The sequence below is a fragment of the Rhodococcus ruber genome (assembly GCF_027270735.1).
GTDB classification, from domain to species: domain Bacteria; phylum Actinomycetota; class Actinomycetes; order Mycobacteriales; family Mycobacteriaceae; genus Rhodococcoides; species Rhodococcoides rubrum_A.
This window is the reverse complement of sequence record NZ_JAPWIJ010000006.1, coordinates 449856-471070: the sequence shown is the minus strand read 5'-3', so window position 1 is coordinate 471070 and position 21215 is coordinate 449856. Positions and strand designations below refer to the sequence as shown.

The 21215-nt window shown below is 62.6% G+C and carries 21 protein-coding genes and 1 pseudogene; 10 read left to right on the top strand and 12 right to left on the bottom strand.

The genetic code is table 11. From position 1 onward, the window contains the following. Positions 1-187, bottom strand: a pseudogene (locus O4220_RS17070) (acetyl-CoA C-acyltransferase); the annotation flags it as partial. Between the two features lie 389 nt (positions 188-576). Here O4220_RS17070 and O4220_RS17065 point away from each other — a divergent pair. Genes O4220_RS17065 through O4220_RS17050 form a run of 4 tightly spaced genes read left to right on the top strand, consistent with a single transcriptional unit; the run spans position 577 to position 4352 of the window. Beyond that, positions 577-1764 carry a glycerate kinase gene (locus O4220_RS17065; RefSeq protein WP_269606287.1) on the top strand — a complete coding sequence of 396 codons (1188 nt, stop codon included), beginning with the start codon at positions 577-579 and terminating at the stop codon, positions 1762-1764. Next, positions 1761-2276 (top strand): gamma carbonic anhydrase family protein, encoded by a 516-nt coding sequence (locus O4220_RS17060; protein ID WP_269606285.1) that lies wholly within the window; start codon positions 1761-1763, stop codon positions 2274-2276. Before O4220_RS17065 ends, O4220_RS17060 begins: the two co-directional genes overlap by 4 nt. A gap of 16 nt (positions 2277-2292) precedes the next feature. Further along, positions 2293-3348, top strand: coding sequence for a LacI family DNA-binding transcriptional regulator (locus tag O4220_RS17055; RefSeq protein ID WP_269606283.1), 1056 nt, complete (start codon positions 2293-2295; stop codon positions 3346-3348). After that, a complete protein-coding gene (locus O4220_RS17050) occupies positions 3327-4352 on the top strand; it encodes a ketopantoate reductase family protein (RefSeq protein ID WP_269606280.1) in 1026 nt (341 codons plus the stop codon). Before O4220_RS17055 ends, O4220_RS17050 begins: the two co-directional genes overlap by 22 nt. Positions 4353-4400: 48 nt before the next feature. Here the strand turns inward: O4220_RS17050 and O4220_RS17045 are convergent, their stop codons facing one another. From O4220_RS17045 to larA, 5 genes are read right to left on the bottom strand one after another with little or no spacing between them, the layout of a single operon-like run. Continuing rightward, the gene (locus tag O4220_RS17045) at positions 4401-5366 is read right to left on the bottom strand and encodes a 3-hydroxyacyl-CoA dehydrogenase family protein (protein WP_269606278.1); all 966 of its coding nucleotides are present in this window, start codon (positions 5364-5366) and stop codon (positions 4401-4403) included. A 27-nt stretch (positions 5367-5393) separates the two neighbouring features. After that, the gene (gene larC, locus O4220_RS17040; RefSeq protein ID WP_269606276.1) at positions 5394-6569 is read right to left on the bottom strand and encodes a nickel pincer cofactor biosynthesis protein LarC; all 1176 of its coding nucleotides are present in this window, start codon (positions 6567-6569) and stop codon (positions 5394-5396) included. Continuing rightward, the gene (gene larB, locus O4220_RS17035; RefSeq protein ID WP_269606275.1) at positions 6566-7273 is read right to left on the bottom strand and encodes a nickel pincer cofactor biosynthesis protein LarB; all 708 of its coding nucleotides are present in this window, start codon (positions 7271-7273) and stop codon (positions 6566-6568) included. Before larB ends, larC begins: the two co-directional genes overlap by 4 nt. Next, positions 7270-8103 (bottom strand): ATP-dependent sacrificial sulfur transferase LarE, encoded by an 834-nt coding sequence (larE, locus tag O4220_RS17030; protein ID WP_269606272.1) that lies wholly within the window; start codon positions 8101-8103, stop codon positions 7270-7272. Before larE ends, larB begins: the two co-directional genes overlap by 4 nt. Further along, positions 8100-9413, bottom strand: coding sequence for a nickel-dependent lactate racemase (larA, locus tag O4220_RS17025; protein WP_269606270.1), 1314 nt, complete (start codon positions 9411-9413; stop codon positions 8100-8102). The genes larE and larA overlap by 4 nt, the downstream gene beginning before the upstream one ends. A gap of 306 nt (positions 9414-9719) precedes the next feature. On the opposite strand from larA, the gene O4220_RS17020 reads away from it, so the two are divergent. Together O4220_RS17020 and O4220_RS17015 are read left to right on the top strand one after the other, a co-directional pair. Next, complete coding sequence (locus tag O4220_RS17020) at positions 9720-11015, top strand: MFS transporter (RefSeq protein ID WP_269606268.1); 1296 nt, start codon at positions 9720-9722, stop codon at positions 11013-11015. A 40-nt stretch (positions 11016-11055) separates the two neighbouring features. Then, a complete protein-coding gene (locus tag O4220_RS17015; RefSeq protein ID WP_269606266.1) occupies positions 11056-11988 on the top strand; it encodes a 3-keto-5-aminohexanoate cleavage protein in 933 nt (310 codons plus the stop codon). A gap of 66 nt (positions 11989-12054) precedes the next feature. Here O4220_RS17015 and O4220_RS17010 read toward each other — a convergent pair whose 3' ends face one another. Both O4220_RS17010 and O4220_RS17005 read right to left on the bottom strand, forming a co-directional pair. Further along, a complete protein-coding gene (locus O4220_RS17010; RefSeq protein ID WP_269606264.1) occupies positions 12055-12465 on the bottom strand; it encodes a nuclear transport factor 2 family protein in 411 nt (136 codons plus the stop codon). Next, on the bottom strand, positions 12462-13268 hold the full coding sequence (locus O4220_RS17005; RefSeq protein ID WP_269606262.1) for an MBL fold metallo-hydrolase: 807 nt from the start codon (positions 13266-13268) through the stop codon (positions 12462-12464). Before O4220_RS17005 ends, O4220_RS17010 begins: the two co-directional genes overlap by 4 nt. 92 nt (positions 13269-13360) lie before the next feature. Here O4220_RS17005 and O4220_RS17000 point away from each other — a divergent pair, with 92 nt between their 5' ends. Beyond that, the gene (locus O4220_RS17000) at positions 13361-14209 is read left to right on the top strand and encodes a helix-turn-helix domain-containing protein (protein WP_269606260.1); all 849 of its coding nucleotides are present in this window, start codon (positions 13361-13363) and stop codon (positions 14207-14209) included. A 215-nt stretch (positions 14210-14424) separates the two neighbouring features. Continuing rightward, entirely contained in the window at positions 14425-15348 is a 924-nt protein-coding gene (locus O4220_RS16995) for an alpha/beta hydrolase (RefSeq protein ID WP_269606258.1), read from the top strand. A 12-nt stretch (positions 15349-15360) separates the two neighbouring features. Here the strand turns inward: O4220_RS16995 and O4220_RS16990 are convergent, their stop codons facing one another. From O4220_RS16990 to O4220_RS16975, 4 genes are all read right to left on the bottom strand, one after another. Continuing rightward, positions 15361-16020: a GntR family transcriptional regulator gene (locus tag O4220_RS16990; protein WP_269606256.1), complete on the bottom strand. Its 660-nt coding sequence runs from the start codon at positions 16018-16020 to the stop codon at positions 15361-15363. 112 nt (positions 16021-16132) lie between these two features. Beyond that, positions 16133-17122, bottom strand: a complete 990-nt coding sequence (locus O4220_RS16985; protein WP_269606254.1) for a transketolase family protein — start codon at positions 17120-17122, stop codon at positions 16133-16135. After that, positions 17119-18030 carry a transketolase gene (locus O4220_RS16980; protein WP_269606365.1) on the bottom strand — a complete coding sequence of 304 codons (912 nt, stop codon included), beginning with the start codon at positions 18028-18030 and terminating at the stop codon, positions 17119-17121. Before O4220_RS16980 ends, O4220_RS16985 begins: the two co-directional genes overlap by 4 nt. Further along, positions 18021-19379: an MFS transporter gene (locus O4220_RS16975; protein ID WP_269606252.1), complete on the bottom strand. Its 1359-nt coding sequence runs from the start codon at positions 19377-19379 to the stop codon at positions 18021-18023. Before O4220_RS16975 ends, O4220_RS16980 begins: the two co-directional genes overlap by 10 nt. A 175-nt stretch (positions 19380-19554) precedes the next feature. On the opposite strand from O4220_RS16975, the gene O4220_RS16970 reads away from it, so the two are divergent. Then, entirely contained in the window at positions 19555-20433 is an 879-nt protein-coding gene (locus O4220_RS16970; protein WP_269606250.1) for a sugar phosphate isomerase/epimerase family protein, read from the top strand. Continuing rightward, a complete protein-coding gene (locus O4220_RS16965; protein WP_269606248.1) occupies positions 20430-21203 on the top strand; it encodes an SDR family NAD(P)-dependent oxidoreductase in 774 nt (257 codons plus the stop codon). Before O4220_RS16970 ends, O4220_RS16965 begins: the two co-directional genes overlap by 4 nt. The last annotated feature ends 12 nt before the right edge of the window (positions 21204-21215 follow it).

The window sequence follows — 21215 nt, the reverse complement described above, 5'->3', positions numbered from 1 at the left end:
GGCCGGCTCCGGCGGTGAGAACCTGTCCCATGATGACGTAGTCGACCTGATCCGGAGCAACACCGGCCTTCTCGAGTGCACCCTTGATGGCGATCCCACCGAGATCCGACCCCGAGAAGTCCTTGAGTGCGCCCGAGAAGCGCCCGACGGGCGTACGAGCACCGGCAACGATGACAGATACCGTCATGACTGTTCCACCTTCGATTCGATCCTATTGCGGCGAGGACATCGTGACTGTCCATCTGGCGATCGCCCGGCCGTGCTCGGAAAAGATAACTGCAGAAGGATTTTTGAGGCAAGGCGTATGCCGAGAGTGCTCATACAGTGAAAGATCTCCGGCAAGGTGTCCGCTGAATGGACAGTGACATCACCACGGTCTGGTCGCGGTCGACCGAATCCGTGTTCGGGCAGTCCACGCACTTCCTCGATCAGACGGCACCCAAGGATCCGACATACCCAGGAGCGATTTGACTTAACATTGCTTAATGATCTGGGTCACACTTAGGTTCGTGCCGTAGAACGATCCGCCTGCGCCCGGAACCAGTCGCCGTGTCGCACCGAAGCCCGGAGGGCACCTTGCGTACTCGACATCTCCTGGGGGAGATCGGCCACGTCGTCGTGGCACCCGACAAATTCAAGGGATCGCTGACGGCTGCCGATGCAGCCAGTGCGATTTCCGACGGTCTGACGGCCGTCGACCCATCGGTCCGGATCCGTGAGTTCCCCATCGCCGACGGTGGCGACGGCACCGTGGACATGGTCCTGCGACAGGGATTCACCGCGGTGACCTGTCAGGTGACCGGGCCCCTCCAGTCGACGCTGTCTGCTACCTACGGCTGGAAGGACGGCACTGCAGTCATCGAAATGGCCTCGACTGCTGGTCTTTCCGCTCTCGGCAGTGCCGCACCCAACTCCACGACCGCCCGGACGGCGTCGACTCGCGGTGTCGGGCAGTTGATTTCGGACGCTCTCGACAGAGGTGCTCGGAAAATTGTGCTGGGGGTGGGCGGAAGTGCGACCACGGACGGCGGAGCCGGCGCGGTCACTGCGCTCGGCGGACGCATCCTGGACGGGGATGGCGACAGTGTGTACCCCTGCCCCAGCGATCTGGGTTTCGCACACAGGCTCGATCTCACAGGTCTGGATCCACGGATGGCAGATGTAGAACTGGTGGTGGCGTGTGATGTGGACAATCCGCTGCTCGGATCACACGGTGCCTCCGCCGTGTACGCACCGCAGAAAGGTGCCGACACCCACACAGTCCGATTGCTCGACCGTGCCCTCACCCGTTGGGCGGACGTCGTCGCAGATGCGGTCGGCGATGACGTGCGGGAAGTGCCAGGGGTAGGCGCTGCGGGAGGCATCGCATTCGGTCTGCATGCGGTGTTCGGCGCGACGCTGGTATCGGGGATCGACTTGCTGCTCGAGCTGACCTGCTTCGAGGATGTGCTGAGCGGCGCAAGCCTCGTCATCGTGGGCGAGGGGTCACTCGATGCGCAGAGCCTGCGGGGCAAGGGCCCCATCGGGGTCGCGGCCTCGGCGCGGCGCGCGGGTGTTCCGGCGGTCGCCGCAGTGGGTCGATCCAGCGTGACGAGTGAGCAGGCCACTGCCGCTGGGCTCGACGGGGTGTACGCGCTGGCTGATCTCGAGCCGGACCCCGACCGAAGTATGGCCGATGCGCGCACTCTGCTCGTCGAAGTCGGTACGAGGATCGCGCGCGAGTACTCGACCACTCCGACGGCGCATCGGATGGACGTCCGATGATCGTGCACCTCGACGGTATGCAGGTCGAGACCGAAAATTCCGCGTGGGTGGCTCCCACAGCCGTGGTGATCGGGCGAGTGACTCTGGGCTCGGAAGTCGGTGTCTGGTACGGATCGGTGATTCGCGCCGACGACGAGACCATTCGGATCGGCGACCGCACCAACGTCCAGGACGGATGTGTGTTGCATGCCGATCCCGGATTCCCACTCGAAATCGGGACGGGAGTGTCGTTGGGACACAACGCCGTTCTGCATGGCTGCACTATCGGCGATGACGTCCTGATCGGCATGGGTGCGATCGTCATGAACGGGGCGGTCGTGGGTCGGGGGAGTCTCGTCGCTGCCGGTGCCGTCGTCACCGCGGGCGCAGTCGTGCCGAGCGGGTCGTTGGTCGCGGGTATTCCTGGCAAGGTCCGCCGTAGTCTGACGTCGGACGAGATAGAGGGAAACCGCGCGAATGCCCGGTCGTACGTGGACAACGTCGCCAGGCACAGGGCGGCCCACACCCTGTGAACGAAGGAGGTGTGCGGTGAATGCGTCGGATCCGGGCCTCACCCATCAGCGGCCGAACCGGGTCTCTGCCGCGCAAGTCGCACGGGTGGTCGGAGTCTCGCCCGCGACCGTGTCCTACGTGATGAACGGACGATCAGGTGTCTCCGAAGAGACCCGATTGCGGGTGCTCGAGGTGGCCGAACAACTCGGGCACACCTCCAGCGCTCGTGCACACCGTCTGCGGTCCGAGCAGACCAGGGTGATCGGCTTGGTCCTGAGCGACGTGGCCAATCCCTTCTACACCGAAATTGCTGCCGGTGTCATCGATGCTGCGCGAGCTCATGGGTACGAGGTGTTCCTGACCCACACGCAGGAGGACCACGACACGCTCGAGCCGATCGTGAACGCGATGATCGCTCGCAATGTCGACGGCGTCGTGATGACGGTCCTGTACCCGTCCGACGGCAATGTCGTCAGGGCATTGCGCAGCGCCCATATCCCGATCGCCCAGCTCTATCGTCGAATCGAGCAGATCGAGGCAGATTTTGTCGGAATCGACGACTACACAGCGGCTTTCGAGATGATGAACCATGTGGCCGACCATGGCTGCACAGATGTCGTCACCATTGTGGGTCCGCTCGCATCCAGCGCGACGAATGCCCGGGCCAGAGGCTTCCGGGATGCCGTCGAAGCGCGTGGGCTCCGCAGCACCGACGCTCAGCAATACAGCACATACGTGAGTGAGCAGGCCGGGTACGACGTCGTCGAGACAATGCTGGCGCGCAACGAATTACCGAGCGCGATCGTCTGCGGTAGCGATGCGGTGGCGCTGGGTGCGATGAGCGCACTGCGAGCCGCTGATGTCGACGTTCCCGGCGATATCGCGGTCACCGGTTTCGACGGGCTGTATTCCGGCGCGTCGCCGTTACTCGAGCTCACCACCGTCTTTCAGCCGCGCCGTGAAATGGCCTCGCAGGCAGCAGAACTGCTCATTCGACGGATCGACGGGGCCGGAGGATCTTTCCAGACCGTCCTACGCGCTCACCATCTACGGATCGGAACCACATGCGGATGCCCGACAGCCCAGAAGTAACACCTCGCGTACTCGTCGTCGGCGGCGGAGCCATCGGGGGTGTCACCGCGGCGCACCTGTCCCGAAGCGGCCATGACGTCGTCGTTCTCGATACCTCCTCCGAGCACGTCGGCCTCATGTCGGGCCGCGGCCTGCAATTCGACGAGCCGACGGGAACCTCGACCGTGCGGGTGCCGGCCGTCGAGTCGGCAGACGACTTGGACGGGCAGTTCGACTTCGCGCTGGTGACACTCAAGGCCCCCTACCTTCGGTCTGCTTTGACACCGCTGATGGAGTCGGATCGCGTCGACACGTACGTGAGTCTGGGAAATGGTCTTGTGCAGAACGTGATCGGCGACGTGGTCGGACGGGACCGGTTCGTCGTCGGAATCACCGAATGGGGTGCAACGAACCTGGGTCCGGGGCACCTCGCCCAGACCACCGTCGCGCCGTTCGTCATCGGCGAGGTCGACGGCCGATCCACGCAGAGGCTGGCGACACTCGCAGAGGTTCTCTCGGCCGCTGCCGAGGTGGTGACATCGGACCGCATCCTCGGTCGAGTGTGGTCGAAGTTGTTGCTCAACAGCACATTCTCGGGACTCGGAGCCGTCACCGGAGGACTGTACGAGGACATAGCCTCCGACCACGTGGCACGTGCGGTCGCGTATCGGCTGTGGACCGAAGCGTACGACGTCGCTTCCGCACTCGATGTCGACTTGGCGGAGATCGTGGGGGTGGCACCGGATGACCTCGTTGTGCGGTCTACCGGTGATGCAGCGCGGGCGGACGAGTCCCTGGCGATTCTCATGCGCAGACTGGGTAAGACGAAAGCGTCGATGCTCCAGGATCTCGAGCGCGGCGCAATCACCGAGGTGGACGTCATCAATGGGGGAGTGGCCGCCACAGCCCGCTCGCTCGGGATCGCTTCACCACTCAACGATCGGGTGGTCGAGATCGTGCACGCGTGTGAATCCGGCCGGCTTCGGCCGGGAACGGAAGCACTTGCGGCACTTGTGGACGTCTGAGATCGGGCGAATCGGTGCACCCCCGTGGGTGCACCGATTCGTGTCGGATCAGCGTAGTGCGGGAGACTCGCCGAGTCGATCGCGCAGACGGTTCAATTCGACGTATGCGCGGTCGCGGTAGGCCAACAGGTCATCCTGACTCTCCGCGTCGAGATCGAGAAGTCCCTTACCTGTCTTGATGCCGAAGTTACCTGCAGCAACGGACTTCTCGATGACGTCGGGTGTGGAGAAGCGCTCACCGTACGCGCGTTCGAGTACACCGAATGCCCCTTGGTAGACGTCCAGTCCTGCCATGTCCGCGATGGCGAAGGGGCCGAAGAACGAGAGTCTGAACCCGAACGAGTTCGAGACGATTGCGTCGATCTCCTTGGCAGTTGCCACCCCCTCGGAGAGCATGGTCGATGCTTCCTTCAGCAATGCGTACTGCAGGCGGTTGGCGACGAATCCCGGGCTGTCGGACACTGTGGACGGGCGTTTGCCCACCGCGCGCATCAAGTCCGAAGCGAAATCGACCAGGCCTTCGCGGGTGCCGGTGTGGGGGATGATCTCCACGCACGGAATGAAGGGCGCAGGATTCATCCAGTGCACACCGAGGAATCGATCAGGATTCTCGACTCCGACTGCGAGAGAAGTGATCGGAATTGCGGAGGTATTGGTTCCGATCGTTGCCGTCGGGTTCGCGGTCGAGAGGCGGCGGAGGACGTCGAGTTTGATCGACTCGATCTCCGGTACGACCTCCATGATGAAGTCGGCGTCGGCGACGGCTGCTTCCATGGACTCGGCCGCGGACAAGTTCTGTGCAACTGCGGAAGCAAAGCCCAGGGGCACAAGGTCGTTGGCCTCGAACTGCTTGGCTTCGGCATGAAGACGGTCGCGAGCCCGCTCCGCAGTGGCGGCATCGACATCGGCGATGAGCACCTGATAACCGTGCGCCGCGAATGTGACGGCTATGCCGCCGCCCATGTAGCCGGCCCCCACTACAGCGATCTGCTGGATGGTTGGTGTCGTAGTCATGAATCTACCTCTCGGTTGTCGTGTCGATCAGTGAGTGTGCGGATGGGTGCGGGTGTGGTGATCGTTCACCAGGGTCTGTACTCGCTCGGCCACCGATCGCAGTGGCACTCCTGTCGCGGTGGACACCGCAACCAAGTCGTCGTGTTCCGGCTTCGATCGATGCGGGCCCACCTTGACCCGCACGTCGTGTCCGTCGACGTTCACCACCTCCATGTGACGTGGCAGGGTCCGCCGATCGACGTGTGTTCTGCGGACACCCAGTGAGCCGGTCCTCGCGAGAAGGCACTCCTCGACGACGGTCATGGTGGGTGAGGTGCACAGCGCCGAGATCACGTGGGCAGGCCGGTTCTTCTTGCCGACCACGGGAGTGATCCATGCGTCGGCTGCGCCGGCCGTCAGCAGCGCTGGGATCAACTCGCCGAGTATCTCGCCGGTGACATCGTCCACCGTGGTGTCCAGAACCATCATGGCGTCGGGGCGACTCTCTGAACGCAGGCGTGTACCGAGCACCGCGGTGAGTACGTTCGGACGACCCGGTGTGTCCCGCGTTCCGGCGCCGTATCCCACTGCATCCATGGTCATTTCGGGTACCGGGCCGTATCGAGTTTTCACGGCGGCGAGGAGCGCGGCTCCGGTCGGGGTGACAGTTTCGGTGTCGGAATCGATTCCGCGAACACGCGATCCGCGTAACAGTTCGAGAGTGGCAGGTGCCGGCACAGGAATGATGCCGTGTGCTGCTCGTGTCTGGCCGACGCCCAAGCCGACTGGACCCGACCATACTTCGTCTATGTCGAGCGCGTGCAATGCGGCGGCTACACCGACAGTGTCGACGATGGTGTCGACACCACCGAGCTCGTGGAGGTGTACCGATTCGACCGGTGTGTCGTGAATTCGTGACTCGATTCGGGCCAGTGCACGAACGGCATCGGCCGCGAGATCTGCGGCCTCGCGGGGTATTGCCCTCTCTGCCATCGTGATCAGCTCGTGTGCATGGCGTTCGGCGACAACATCATCGACGTCGACCACAGCGTGCAGTGCGCGAACACCCTGCCGTTCGACGCTCTCGACGTCGATGGTCCAGCCGGTGATTCCGGTCGAGGCGATCGCCTTGCGAAGGGTCTCGATCGGTGCGCCGAGGTCGAGAAGTGCCCCCAACATCATGTCGCCCGAAATGCCGGCAATGGGGTTGAGCCAGAGAATCATGATCGACTCCGATCGTCCGACATCATCGATCGAGCTGCGAAAATTCGATGGACGGCCATGGCGGCACCGAAACCGGAGTCGATGTTCACTACCGTCATCCCCGCGGCGCAGGACGTCATCATGGCCAGCAGAGCGGTGACACCGTCCAACGACGCCCCGTAGCCGACCGAGGTGGGAACACAGATCACCGGTGTCGCGACGAGTCCGCCGACGACGCTGGCAAGAGCGCCTTCCATTCCCGCGACCACGATGACCGCGTCCATCGCACGGATCTCGTCCACGCGGCCGAGAAGCCGGTGTATACCAGCCACACCCACATCGCGTATGTGCTCGACGGACAGCCCGATTGCCGTTGCGACGGCAACGGCTTCATCGGCGACCGGCCCGTCTGCGGTTCCCGCGGTCACTACTCCGACCGAAATCCGACGGGGATCGGCGGGCCTCCACACCAGGAGGCGTGCGGCGCGGTCGTAGCGTCCGCCAGCAACCGATGCAGTGACCACCGCCGCATCATCGGCTTCGATTCGAGTCACCAGAATCGGGCCGGAATTGGCCAGCAGAAGTGTCTCGACGATTTTTGCGATCTCCGGTGCAGTCTTGCCGGGGCCGTATACGACTTCCGGTAGCCCTTGGCGGCGCTCCCGGTCGACGTCGACGGTGTAGTTCAGTTGGCGCACCGAAGGCGCGGTGCGGCCGGCACTCATCGAGTCACCGTCGTCAAAGGAAGTAGCGCATTCATTGCGCCGCTGCGGAATTCACCGAGATCGAGCGAGACGAAGAGAAAGCCCGCGGAACGCAGCTCGGCTCTGATCCTGTCTCTGGAGCGGAAGGCCTCGTCCATGTCGGCCTGGGGCATTTCGAGTCTGGCAAGGGTGCCGTCGGCATGTGCGCGAACTCGAAAGTTGTGAAACCCGAGACTCTTCAGCGATTCCTCCGCTTGTTCGATCCGAGCAAGAGCAGCAGGAGTGACGCTGTCGCCGTACGCAATTCGAGACGACAGGCATGCAGCGGCCGGTTTGGTGGCAGTCGTGAGCCCGTACGAGGCGCTGATCTCACGAACGTCGGCCTTCGACAGACCTGCATCGACCATCGGTGCTATCGCACCGCGAAGGCGGCCGGCAGTTTGTCCGGGCCGGTGGTCGCCGAGGTCGTCGAGATTGGTCCCGAGTGCCATCCGTGCGTCCATCAGCACAGCCATCGGTTCGAGCGCATCGAACAGTGCAGTCTTGCAGTGAAAGCAGCGGTTGCCGTCGTTGGCGATGTAGTCCGGATTGCTCATCTCGTTCGTGCAGACCTCGATATGTGCAATGCCGTGGTTCCGGGCGAACTCTGCTGCCGCACTGCGCTCGGATGCAGGCAAGCTTGCGGACACGGCCGTGACCGCCAGCGCTCTTGTGCCCATTACCTGGGTCGCGGTGTAGGCGAGCAGTGCCGAGTCGGCTCCGCCCGAGAACGCGATCAGGACCCGGTCCTCGAGTGACAGACGAGCGATCAAACGGTCCTTCGCTGCTGTCAGAGTTGCGTTGTCTTTCATGCGAGAACTCCTGTCGTCACGTAGGGAATGGTCTGGGGTCCTTCGGGCAGAACGCACACCCTGGCGTCAGGGCCGAGCCGCGCCAGTTCGGCTCGGACTGCATCGCCGACATCGGGTACGAGAAACAAATGGGCTGTTCGTAATTCGGAGTCGGACAGCGAGGTCGTGTACACGCCGACGCGTGCTTGGGCCAGCACCCGGGCGAGGACCTGCACCTGCCATTGGTCCGGCACGGTTTCGGTTCTTGCCGAGATTGCCTCGAGCAATGCCGCGGGCGTGGCCTCGGACGCGAGTACCTCTCGAAAAGAACCGTGGTCGGGGAAGCCGTCGCTGCATTCCGCGGCGCAGATGATCAGACCGCCGGGCTTGACCACCGTGGCTGCGGCAGTCATTCCCTTCACTGCCTGGTAGACGCTCTGGTCCAGCGGAAATCCGGAGTTGGTCGTGACGACGACGTCGTAGAGCTGGGGTACCGGGCACATCGACAGCTCACGAACCACCTCGCGCGCGGCCGCGTGCATCTCCAGCAATGCTCCACCGAACGCCGCGATGATCTTCTGCTCGCGGTTGAGCACTACGTCGAATGCGAAATCGACGCCGGTCCCCACCGCGATTGCGCGTACGTCGTCATGTACCGGATTGCCCTCGCACACCGCCCACGTCGCGTTCTCACTGCCTATTCTGTCGGCGTTGTGGAGAGTCAACACAGTGTCGAGGCCAGCGAGACCAGGAGCTACCAACTTGGGTCCTCCACTGAAGCCGGCGAAGAAGTGCGGTTCGACGAAGCCCGTGGTGATCCGAATGTCCGCATCGACCCAGTGGCGGTTCAGCCATACCGGGACGCCTTTGCCGAAAGTCCCCATCCATTGCAAGGATTCGGGGTCTCGTCCATCGTGGTTGATGATCCGCATCGTGTCGACGAGGTCGTCCCCAAGCATGGCGCGCAGTTCGGTATCGGTGTTGCTGCGATGAGTTCCGGTTGCGACGAGCAGGACGAAGTCGGAACGATCGACTATCCCCTCCAGCTCGGCCAGTAGTGCTCTGACCATCGCTTCGCGAGGCTGCGGACGGGTGGAGTCGCACAGGGATACGGCGATCGTCTGGCCGCGTTCGACCACGTCTCGCAGTGCGGGCCCTGCTACTGGGCCTGCAAGCGCCGCTCGCAATGTGGAGTGCGGGTCGGTGGCGGCGGGTCGAAATACCGGTTCGACCACGGTGGTTCGGTCGGCAGGCAGCTGAACGGACAATCCTGTTCTGCCGTAAGCCAGTTCGACGGTGATGTCGTTGCCCGGCGCGTGGGTTGCAGTCACAAAGTCTCCTGAAATTGTACCGACGCGCAGGATGCTTCGAGTAGCGGTGCGAAGCATGCTCTACTCCGCGGCGGTTGTGTGATGCCGATTACAGTCGGTGTGCTTAATATTAAGCAACGTTAAGTCGGGGTGGGGAGTCCGAGATGGCTGATGCCCTACTTAACGTTGCTTAAGCTTGAGAGGCACCTCTGTAATGGGCATCACACGTTGAATATGGCGCTGGTCACACCCCAGCGTCGACCCCGACCACACACTCACCGACTGCAGAGGCCAACCATGTCCCGAACGCAAGCCCCGGTAACGGCGATGAGATCGCCGGAGACCATCACGAAGGTAGTTTTCCGCCGCCTGATGCCGCTTCTGGTGATCGTCTACGTCATTGCCTTCATCGACCGGACCAATATCGGAATGGCGAAAGATCGTCTCGAGATCGACCTCGGGCTGTCGGCAACCGCGTACGGAATCGGTGCCGGGCTCTTCTTCCTCACGTACGCGCTTTCCGAGATTCCCTCCAACCTGATCATGCACAAGGTCGGAGCCCGATTCTGGTTCACGCGAATCATGATCACCTGGGGTCTGTTGTCGATGTCGATGGCGTTGATCCAGGGTGAGATGTCGTTCTACATCCTGCGCATGCTGCTCGGTATCGCCGAGGCCGGCCTGTTTCCGGGCGTGATGTTCTATCTGACTCAGTGGTTCCCGATCAAGGACCGTGCTCGCGCAATCGGACTCTTCTTGCTGGGCGTTGTGATTGCTCAGATCGTCGGATCTCCGCTCGGCGGGCTGCTGTTGATGCTCGACGGACTCGGCGGCCTGCACGGTTGGCAGTGGATGTTCATCATCGAGGGTATTCCCGCAGTCCTGTTGAGCGTGGTCGTGTGGAAGACGCTTCCCAATCGGCCGACCGAGGCAACCTTCCTCAGTCCAGAGGAAGGCAAGGATCTCGAGGCGCGCATCAAAGCGGAAGAAGACTCCGGTGCAGACTCGGCCGGGAATTCGAGCTTTCGAGATGTGTTGCGAGACAAACAAATACTGCTCGTCGTCGGAATCTATTTCGCACACCAGATCGCAATTTACTCGCTGAGCTTCTTCCTGCCGTCGTTGATCGGGACGTATGGCGACCTCACCACATTCGAGATCGGGCTACTCGCAGCGATTCCGTGGATCTTCGCCGGCATCGGCGCAATATTCATGCCGCGATTCGCCACCAAAGCCGGACGTAGCCGCATCATCGCCGCCGTTGCAATGCTCGGTATCGCAGTGGGCTTTTCTATCGGAGCAGTCAGTGGTGCCGTGCTGGGACTGATCGGATTCTGCCTGGCGGCGTTCAGCTTTTACGCCATTCAACCGATCCTGTTCACGTTCCCGGCGACCCGGATGAGCGGTAAGCGCCTCGCCTTCGGTCTCGCATTCATCAACACGATCGGCCTCACCGGAGGATTTGTCGGCCCCTATGTCATGGGCTTCTTCGAGGATGCCACCGGTAACAAATTCAGCGGTCTGTTCTTCGTCGCCGCTATGTGCACGGTGGGCGCGCTCCTGAGTTTGAAGCTCCGCATGGGCACCGAGGATCCCAGTAAAGCGGCAGTCGCCGCTCACTGAAGCTGAACTTTTACTCAGAACTCGCGAAAGAGAGCAAGTTATGGCCAGCAAACGCAAAGTGATCATCACCAGCGCTGTGACCGGCGCAATTCACACGCCGAGTATGTCCCCGTACCTACCGGTGTCGGCCAACGAGATCGCCGACGCCGCCATCGGGGCAGCCGAGGCCGGTGCAGCGATCGTGCACATGCACGCCCGAGATCCCGAAGACGGTCGCCCGTCACAAGACCCCAAGCATTTCGAGCCCATTCTGGCGAAGCTGAAGGCGAATACGGACGCGGTCATCAATTTGACCTCGGGTGGTTCGCCGCACATGACCGTCGAGGAGAGGATGAGGCCGGTCGCGACATTCTCGCCCGAACTCGCATCGTTGAACATGGGTTCGATGAACTTCGGGTTGTACCCGATGCTGGACCGGTTCACCGAGTTCGAGCACCAGTGGGAACGTGATGCGTTGGAGAAATCACGAGACCTGGTCTTCAAGAACACGTTCGCCGATATCGAGCGAATTCTGGAAATCGGGAACGCCGGCGGCACCCGCTTCGAGTTCGAGTGCTACGACATCTCGCACCTCAACAACCTCAGTCATTTCCACCAACGTGGACTTGCCCGTGGTCCGCTGTTCGTCCAGTCCGTGTTCGGACTACTGGGCGGGATCGGCGGACACCCCGAGGATCTCATGCACATGCGTCGTACCGCAGACAGATTGCTAGGTGAGAACTACCAGTGGTCGATCCTCGGTGCGGGCAAGAACCAGATGCCGCTCGCGACCATCGGTGCTGCCATGGGTAGCCATGTGCGAGTGGGGCTCGAAGACTCCTTGTGGATCGGCCCGGGACAGCTGGCCGCATCGAATGCCGAGCAGGTCACCCGGATTCGAACCATTCTCGAGGCGCTGAATTTCGAGGTCGCCACACCTGACGAGGCTCGAGTAATGCTCGACCTCAAGGGTGCGGACAAAGTGGGATTCTGACCGCGTTCTGTGTGACGGATGGGCTCGCTGACTGCAGCGAGCCCATCCGTCTCGTCCACTGGTGGTCTACTCGGTGGCTGCGTCCCGAACTACTGCGGTATCGACGAATTGCTCGAATCGGACGATCAGTCCTCCGCGCACGACGAAGTGATGGGCAACCCGTGCAGAGAAGGCTTTGCCGGTCTGTTTGTGCTTCGCGGTGTATCGGGCGAGGACCACGACGTTCTCACCATCGACCACGTAGGTGTCGTCGTGCGCGATCCAGTTCTCCCATTCGGCACCGAGCTTTTCCATCACATTGGAGGTAACACCGGTCGGCGTCCGGTACGTGCCCGCCAACGGAAACCCTGCCATCTCGGTCCATTCCACATCCGGGGCAAGCGTGTCGCGAAGTGCGTTCAGATCGCCGGCGGCCGATGCGATGTACTGCCGACGGACCACTGCGGCCGGCGACGGATCGGACGACAATTCGTTCATCCCCATGCCATTTCGCCCTTTGCGACAAGTGCCCCGAGATGCGCGGCCACCGCAAGACCCGCGTCGGGGTACTCGGCCAGAAGCGCCTTTTCGACCTCAGCGCCATTTTCCTTCTCCCCGACGATGCGCTCGAAGTTCTTCAGGTAATCGCGGGTATGTGCCAGCGCGGCACCGTCCGCTGCAGCTCCCGCGGAGCGATGTCCGGCGATCACGGTGGTCGGATTCAAGGCCTCGACCGTGTCCAAGCCGGCGATCCACTTCTGGCGGAGTTCGGGGGTCGAGGAGTCCGCAGTCCACACGTGCAGGCCACTGAACACCAGGACGCCTCCCACCACTGTGCGAGTAGCGGGGTCGAACAGGAACCATCCGCGGTTGTGCGGATCGAGGTCTGCGTTGCGCAGTTCGAGGACCTGCTCGTCCACCGTGATCGTGTCGGAGGTGAAGGCTTCGAGAGTGACGCGGCGGGTCGGCAGATTGACCCCGAGGTTCTTCCACGCCTCGAGCTTCTTGTCGTAACTGTGGTCGATGTGGTCGATGACATCGGCCGGTGCGACAAACCGGGCGTTCGGGAAAGCATCCTGGACCACTTCGGCTCCGAAGTAGAAGTCCGGGTCGCCTGCGCTGATGAAGACGGTCGTGAGTTCCTTGCCGGAATCGAGAATTTCTGCCACGGCTCGGTGTCCGTCCGCGCGTGTGAATCCGGCGTCGACGAGCACCGCTTCCGTGTCACCGGATACGAGCGTGACGGTCTTGTCCAGCGTGCTCGGGCCGGTATCGAGGGTGGTAAATGTCAGGTCGGTCATCGTGGTGTCCTTCTGTTTGCAAGTCGATTCCTTCTGAAGATGCCACGTCTGGGCACTGTTCTCTGGTGACGACCTGCGGCAGACTGGTAAATATGCGACAAAGCAATTCTGTTCGAGGTGTCGAGTTCACCCCTTCCGCGCCCGACATCGAGATCGAGCTGACGACGCTTCGAGCGATCGTGCGTAGCGGTGGTCAACGAGAGTTCGTTGCTCCGCAGCGATTGAACTTCGACCTGCTTTTTCGGGTGGAATCTGGCCGGACCGTGCACCGAATCGATTTCATCGAGTACGACATCGGCCCGGGGGATGTCGTATGGATTCATGCGGGCCAAGTCCATGAATGGGGCGAGATCGACACGTTGTCCGGATCGGTGGCGATGTTCGCCTCTCATGCGGTCGGGCCGTCCACTCAGCAACTGTTGGCGATCACGGCAGCGAGCATGCGCAGCTTCTGGACCGCAGATGCGGGCACGAGCGCCGGGGTCCACGCGGCGCTCGACGCGCTTTTCGCGCCGATGCCGCCGTCGTCCGGCCCCGGTGTCCGACGCGAGATCGGGCGTTCGGCGTTGGCGTGCCTACTCCTACGACTGAGTTCGGAGACCGACGGTAACCCCGCTTCTGAGGGAGCGGAAGTGTTCGCATGGTTTCGAGCCGAGGTGGAAGCTCAATTCCGTTCGCTGCGTAAGGTTTCGGACTACGCACAGCGCCTGGGGTATTCCGAGCGCACCTTGAACCGAGCTGCCGACAGTCATGGAACGACCGCGAAGAAGACGATCGACGACCGAATTGTGCTCGAGGCGAAGCGATTGCTGGTGTTCACGTCACTGTCTGTGTTGGACATCGGAATTCAGCTCGGGTTCGACGACCCGTCCAACTTCACCAGCTTCTTTCGTGTGCGCGCGGGCCGGACACCGCGCGCATTTCGGCAAGGTGACCGTTGACAGAAAGCCGGTCCGTCACGTCGTCGGCCGGTACGAGGGTAGACCGACCGTGCGCGGTCTGTACGTCGGGTGGGTCCTTCTCACGTGGGGACGCGAAGACTTCAATGCGGATCTCACGCTGAGGCGAGACGCCGTCCATGACCACAATCTCGCGGCTCAGTAATTTAGTGCGTTCAGAGTCACTTTCACTGCCCGCGACACCTACTGTGAAATGTATGCGCATCGACGACCTCGATCCAGAGCTGCAACGTGTGGTGAAGGAGGTTCCGGCCGTGGACTTTCGCGACATCACTGCTGCTCGGGCCGCGCCGACGAGCGGCCCGGAGCCTCTGTCTGCAAACGTCGTTGTCTCGAACGCGAGTGCGGATTTCGACGGGCACACCGTCGGCGTCCGGATCACCGGTCCGCGTAGGGTGGCCAGCAGGCCGTTGCCCGTCGTGGTCGAAATGCACGGCGGCGGTTTCGCATTGGGCTCGGCTGCCTCGAACGATGAAGGAAACGCAGGTCTCGCGGCTGCGCTGCAGTGCGTCGTCGTTGCCGTCGACTACCGGTTGGCCCCTGAATTCCCCTATCCCGCAGCCGTTGACGACTGTGTCACCGCGGTGCAGTGGGCGGTCGATGCTGCCGACAGCATCGGCGGTGACCCGGGTCGGATCGGTCTCTTGGGAACCAGTGCCGGAGCGTGTCTGGCCGCGTGCACTGCCTTGGAACTTCGTGACAGCGGCGGTCCGAGACTGGCGATGCAGGCACTGATCGAACCGGCACTCGACGACAGAGCCGACTCGCCGTCGATGAAACAGGGCGTCGACGCCGTGTTCTGGAACACCGGCAATGCGGTTCTGAGTTGGCAGCATTATCTCGGAGGTCGGGTTCCGGACGAACGCACATCCCCGGCTCGACGACGAGACCTCGAGGGCCTACCGCCGACCTATCTCACCGTCAACGAACTCGACCCGCTACGCGATCAGGGTATCGACTACGCCCGCCGACTTCTGGCCGCAGGTAACAGAACCGAATTCCATTGCTGGCCTGGCGCATTCCATGGATTCACCATGTTCGACACGGCGCTGTCTCGTCGCACCCGGGCAAGCGATGTCGCCGCGATGGATCGTCTGATGAACGGTTCCGTCAGCAGCTGAGTCCCTCCGCAGCTACGCAACGAGATTGCCGACGGCCCACATCATGTGGTCACGCACCGCAGCTGTCGCATCGTCGGGCACCCCGGCCTCGATGGCGTCGACCATCTCGTGGTGGCGGTCGGCATCCATGTTGCCCAGGGCGCGATCACGTCCGGCGTACATGATCGACATGCGGATCGAACCTTCGAGACTCGTCCACGAGTGCAGCAGGGTCTCGTTGTCGGCCGATCGACAAAGCAAGCGATGGAAGTCGAGATCTGCCTCGATGCGGTCGTCGAGTGTCTCGTCCTTCGGGGCCTGATTGAGCAGCTGCAGTGCTGCCCGCAATTCCGCGACTATGCGGGGACGCTCAGGATGTCGAGCGATTTCGGCTGCAGCCAAGCCCTCCAATGCGCCCCGCACCGAGAAGATGTCGTGAATCTCCTTGGTGTCGAGGTGGCGTACGTGCAGACGCCCGCGCGCACCGGTGACGACAAGGCCTTCCTGCTGCAATTGCCGTAGGGCCTCGCGCAGAGTGCCTCGACTGATCTGCAAGCGCTCGGACAGTTCGGTCTCGACCAGGGCGCTGCGGGGACGAAGCTCACCGCTGGTGATGGCAGATCGCAGAGCGGTGACCGCCTGCTGACGCAGGTTGGTCTTCTGCAGTCCGAGAAGTGCGCCGGGTTGCCCCATGGCGGGGGCTCCTTTCGTCGATGACGTCTCACTGCAAACAGTCGACTGATAGCTGTTGACAGTAAGTGTACGTCCGGCGTCGACGACCCTCGGACTGCAAAGCCGCATCGTGTCAGAGTCCTGCCATGATGCGGGCTTCCATACTGGACGTCGAGAGGCCGTAGCGATCGTGCAATGTGGGTAGGGCACCCGCGGCAAGGAACTCGTCGGGCAAGGAGATCGCACCGACCTTCTTGCCGAGTCCGCGCTCGACGATCGCCGAGGCGACGGTCTCGAACAGACCGCCGATCTTGGTGTGGTTCTCGCAGGTGAAGGCCAACCGAGGTGTATCCAGTTCAGCCAGAACAGTATCGGCATCGAACGGCTTGATCGTCGGAGTATGCACCACCGCGACGTCGATGTTGTGTTTCTCGAGATTCTTCGCTGCCTGCAACGCGCGCATCGTCATCAGGCCGCTCGATACCAGCACCACATCGTTGCCGGGTCGGATGACCTTGGCTTTTCCGAGCTCGAAGGTGTAGTCGTACTCGTCGAGCACGGTTGCCACCTTGCCGCGAAGCAAGCGCAGGTAGGTCGGCCCGTCGGAGGCGGCGAGTTGGGGGACTGCCTGGCTGATGTCGACCGAATCGCACGGATCGACGATCGTCAGGTTCGGCATCCCGCGAAAGATGGCGATGTCCTCGGTGGCCTGGTGGCTCGGTCCGTACCCCGTGGTGAGGCCGGGAAGGCCGCCGATGATGTTGACGTTCAGATTGGGTTCGGCGATATCGAGGCACAGGAAGTCGTATGCCCGACGGGCCGCGAACACGGAGTACGTCGACGCGAACGGGATCAGTCCGGTCTCGGCCATGCCGGCGGAGGCTCCGAGGAGCAGCTGCTCGGCCATGCCCATCTGAAAGAAGCGATCGGGAAAGGCCTGGGCGAAGATGTGCATGTCGGTGTACTTGGCGAGGTCGGCGCTGAGGCCGACGATCTTGTCGTTGTTCTGCGCGGCCTCGACCAAGGCGTGACCGAACGGTGCGTCGGCGGTGCGCTGGCCGGGATCGACGAACGATGCAATCATCGCCGATGTCTTGAGTTTGGGGGAAGTGGTGGTGGTCATGCCTGAACCTCGTTTTCCTGCAGGTAGGTCGGGTCGGTGAAACGCTCGGTCAACTGGTCGCGGCAGATGCTCCACTCGCTCTCGTCTATGCGCATGAAGTGCGCCTTCTCCCGGTTTTCGAGCAAGGGGACTCCGTAGCCGATCTTGGTGTCGCAGATGATGATCGAGGGTGTTCCGACGGGCTCGGCTGCGGCGCAGGCAGAGTCGAATGCGGCAGACAGGGCCGCGGGATCGTTCCCGTTCACGCGGTAGACGCTCCACCCCATTGCAGCCCATTTCTCGTGAACGGGCTCGATTCCGAGCACACCTGCTGTGGGGCCGTCCGCCTGGAGCGCGTTCATGTCGACCATGGCGATGAGGTTGCCGAGTCGGTGGTGATGGGCACCCATCGCGGCCTCCCAGGTGGAACCTTCGTCCAGTTCGCCGTCGGAGAGAAAGTTGAATACCCGCGACGCGGAACGCTGATGTCGGAGTCCGAGTGCCATCCCCACTGCGACGGTCAGTCCGTGGCCCAGCGAACCGCCAGAGATTTCCATACCCGTTGTGTAGGTTGCCATTCCGGACATCGGGAGTCGGGACTCATCCGAGCCGTAGGTTTCGAGTTCGGCGACGGGGACGATGCCCGCCGCGGCCAGGGCGGCGTAGAGACCGATGGCGTAGTGGCCGGTGGAGAGCAGAAAGCGGTCGCGTTCGGCCCATTCGGGATCCTCGGCCCGGTAGTTCAACCTGTCGGCGTACACGGCAGCGAAGATGTCCGCAGCGCCGAGGGCCTGCCCTACGTAGCCCTGTCCCTGAGCTTCGCCCATATCGATGACATGGTGGCGCATGGCGTACGCGAATTCGGCTGCGTGTTCGATCCTGCTCTTCGAGTCATGCTGTGCTGCTTCGGTTATCGTGCTCACAGTAATTCCTTTGCGCGTGTGGTGGCCGGAAAATTCGCTGGGGTGTCGAGTTCTGCCTGTGCCGCGAGGCGTCTCTCGGTCGGGCCCCAGGTTTCTTTGGTGACGATGGCGGAGCCGAGACCGATCAGGGCGTAGGCAATGAACAGCAAGGCCGGTCCGAGCCACCCGAGCCAGACGAACAGCAGCGTCGTTATGAACGGAGTGAAGCCGGAGACCATGGCCGAGATCTGGTACGCCAGTGAAGCTCCCGATGCACGGCGAGAGGCGTCGAACAGCTCGGGGAACCAGGCACCCTGAGCGCCGGCGAGGGCATTCTGGCAGACGGCGTAGGCGAGCACGATGGTCGCGATGACGAACAGGAACAGACCGGTGTTGACGAGCAGGAACATCGGTATTCCGAACAGTGCGGCGAAGCTGCACACCGCGATGTATAGGGGGCGTCGTCCGATCCGGTCGGTGAGGGCGGCCCAACCGGTTGTGGCGAAGATACCGATGAACGAAGCAATACACAGTGCGGTGATGGTCTCGGACGTGGTCGCCAGCTCCTGCGTGTGCAGGTAGGAGATCATGTAGGTGACGGACACTGCGTATCCCGCAGTCTCGGCGATACGAAGACCGATGCCGCGCAGAATGTTTCGCCAGTCGTGCTTGATGGCCTCTTTGATCGGAGACTTGGAGACGCCTGCTTCTTTGACGTCGTCGAACACCGGCGACTCGGGAACCTTCGAGCGGATGATCAGGCCGACTGCGACCAGGACGATGCTGAACAAGAAGGGCACTCGCCAGGCCCAGTCGCCGCCGAGGTGCACGCTTCCGAGGAAGACGAGGTTGGCGAGCAGTAGTCCGACGGGGAAGCCGGCCTGCACGATGCCGGTGAACTTGCCTTTCTTGCGCCACGGCGCGTGCTCGTAACTCATCAGGATCGCGCCGCCCCATTCGGCACCGAAGGCGAGTCCCTGGATGATGCGCACCACCACGAGCAGGATCGGCGCGATGATGCCGGCTTGGGCGTACGTGGGCAGCAAGCCGATGGCGAAGGTGGCGATGCCCATGAGGATCAGGGAGCCGACCAGTACGGGTTTACGGCCTACGCGATCGCCCAGGTGTCCTCCGACGATGCCGCCGAGGGGGCGGGCTGCGAACCCGACACCGAGGGTGGCGAAGGCCGCGAGTGTGCCGGTGACGGAGTTGGAGCCGGGGAAAAATGCGGTTCCGAAGTAGAGGGCGGCGGCGGTGCCGAAGCCGATGAAGTCGTACGTTTCGATGACGGCACCGACCGAAGATCCGACGGCGACGCGTTTGGCGTCTTTTGTGCCGTGAACCGGTCCGCGCATCTGCAGAGCATCTGTGCTCATGGGGGCTCTCCTGCTGAGGTGTTGGTTTCAAACTCGTCCAAGTGACCGTCGACTGTCAACATCACGAGTGTGACCTATTCCACTGTTACTGTCAACAGTCAACCGGCGACGGTTGACGAAGGGCCGGAGGGGTGCCTACTGTGGTCCGCATCACGACGACAGGAAGGAGGCTCGGATGTTCGATTCGCGGCTGGGCTGCTCGACGATCTCGTTTCGGCACCTACCTCTGGGCAGCGCGCTCGACGTCATCGGCGAGCTCGGATTCGCGGAAATCGACCTGGGATCGCTACCAGGGGTGTGCGACCACGTGCCCCTGGACCTGGGCGATCGTGGTGTTCGCGAGGTGGTGGAGGTTGTGCAGCGCTCAGGCCTGGCCGTCCGGTCGATCAATTGCGATGTCGGAGATCTGAACGATCCGACTACCAACCTCGGGGCGGTTGTTCACCTCGAACGACTGCTCGAGTTAGCTTCACAGGTGGGGGCTCAGGCGCTCGTGCTACCGAACGGCGCCCTCGGGCATGAGCCCATCGAGTCGCTCGACTTCGATCTCGATCGGGTCGCGGCCAACCTGAACTATGCGTCGACACGGGCCCATCGGCACGGCGTGAACGTCTGGACCGAGTCGCTGCATGTGTTCCGGCTCTGCTGCACCACCGGGCGCGCAGCCGCGTTGGCCGAGCGCATCGATCCGGCGATCGGCATCGTCATGGACTTCAGCCACATTGTTGCCTCCGGAGGCGACCCGATTCACTTCGCGCGGTCGATGGGCAGCCGAATCTCGCACGTTCATGTTCGCGATGCGACCCGCGGCGACGTCCGGCTCGATGGAGCCGACGCCATCGACGACCCGGGCAACATCAACGTCAGCGTGGGTCGCGGCGAGGTCGACTTCCGCGGCGGCATCGATGCGCTCCGATCCGTGGGATTCAACGGCCATTTCGCGCTCGAACTCGAAACGAGAGACATCTCCGACGAACAACGTCCGGCGGCGACCACTGCCGCCGGAGACCTGATCACCGAACTGCTACTCGACACACACCAGGAGACATCATGACCACAACCATCCGTACCGCAGTGATCACCGGGGCTACCTCCGACAAGGGAATCGGCCGCGCCACCGCGGAGCGCTACGCCGAGGACGGCTGGGGCGTCGTCATTCTCGACCTCGACGGCGAGAAGTCCGAGAAGGTTGCGGCAGAGATCGCGGCGGCGTACAACGTCGCTGCGTTCGGGCACGCCATCGACGTATCGGACGAGGATTCCGTTCTCAAGGCCTATGCAGCAACGAAATCGGAGGTCGAAGCAGGGAACCTGCCACCGGTCGGAGCCGTGGCGAACATTGCCGGCATCACGTCCCCGGTGCCGTTTCTCGAAACCACGGTCGAGCTCTGGAACAAGGTCTTCGCGGTCAACGCCACCGGAACCTACCTGGTCACCAAAGCATTCTTGCCGGACATGATCGAGCAGCGGTGGGGTCGGATCATCACCATGTCCTCGGTCTCGGCGCAACGCGGCGGCGGAGTCTTCGGCAAGGTCCCGTACTCCTCGGCCAAGGCCGCTCTGCTCGGTTTCACCAAGTCCCTGGCCCGTGAGTTGGAAGATACGGGCGTGACGATCAACGCGGTCACTCCGGGAGCTGTGGACACCAACATCCGTGTCGGCAGCACCGACGAACAGGAAAAGGCCATCGCCCAGGGCATTCCGCTCGGACGCACGGCCACCACCCGCGAAGTTGCCTCCGTCATCACGTTCCTGTCGTCCGAGGACGCCGCGTACCTCACCGGCACCACGATCGACATCAACGGTGGAAGCCACATGCACTGAGAATCTCAGGAC

Bases quoted from the DNA above. Each gene is read 5' to 3' on its own strand.
- larB (WP_269606275.1), bottom strand. From the start codon at position 7,273: ATGAGTGCCGGCCGCACCGCGCCTTCGGTGCGCCAACTGAACTACACC.
- O4220_RS17010 (WP_269606264.1), bottom strand. From the start codon at position 12,465: ATGAACGAATTGTCGTCCGATCCGTCGCCGGCCGCAGTGGTCCGTCGG.
- O4220_RS16995 (WP_269606258.1), top strand. From the start codon at position 14,425: ATGCGCATCGACGACCTCGATCCAGAGCTGCAACGTGTGGTGAAGGAG.
- O4220_RS16985 (WP_269606254.1), bottom strand. From the start codon at position 17,122: ATGACCACCACCACTTCCCCCAAACTCAAGACATCGGCGATGATTGCA.
- O4220_RS16990 (WP_269606256.1), bottom strand. From the start codon at position 16,020: ATGGGGCAACCCGGCGCACTTCTCGGACTGCAGAAGACCAACCTGCGT.
- O4220_RS17015 (WP_269606266.1), top strand. From the start codon at position 11,056: ATGGCCAGCAAACGCAAAGTGATCATCACCAGCGCTGTGACCGGCGCA.
- O4220_RS17060 (WP_269606285.1), top strand. From the start codon at position 1,761: ATGATCGTGCACCTCGACGGTATGCAGGTCGAGACCGAAAATTCCGCG.
- O4220_RS17005 (WP_269606262.1), bottom strand. From the start codon at position 13,268: ATGACCGACCTGACATTTACCACCCTCGATACCGGCCCGAGCACGCTG.
- O4220_RS17000 (WP_269606260.1), top strand. From the start codon at position 13,361: ATGCGACAAAGCAATTCTGTTCGAGGTGTCGAGTTCACCCCTTCCGCG.
- O4220_RS17045 (WP_269606278.1), bottom strand. From the start codon at position 5,366: ATGACTACGACACCAACCATCCAGCAGATCGCTGTAGTGGGGGCCGGC.
- larE (WP_269606272.1), bottom strand. From the start codon at position 8,103: ATGAAAGACAACGCAACTCTGACAGCAGCGAAGGACCGTTTGATCGCT.
- O4220_RS16975 (WP_269606252.1), bottom strand. From the start codon at position 19,379: ATGAGCACAGATGCTCTGCAGATGCGCGGACCGGTTCACGGCACAAAA.
- O4220_RS16965 (WP_269606248.1), top strand. From the start codon at position 20,430: ATGACCACAACCATCCGTACCGCAGTGATCACCGGGGCTACCTCCGAC.
- larC (WP_269606276.1), bottom strand. From the start codon at position 6,569: ATGATTCTCTGGCTCAACCCCATTGCCGGCATTTCGGGCGACATGATG.
- O4220_RS16970 (WP_269606250.1), top strand. From the start codon at position 19,555: ATGTTCGATTCGCGGCTGGGCTGCTCGACGATCTCGTTTCGGCACCTA.
- O4220_RS17050 (WP_269606280.1), top strand. From the start codon at position 3,327: ATGCCCGACAGCCCAGAAGTAACACCTCGCGTACTCGTCGTCGGCGGC.
- O4220_RS17020 (WP_269606268.1), top strand. From the start codon at position 9,720: ATGAGATCGCCGGAGACCATCACGAAGGTAGTTTTCCGCCGCCTGATG.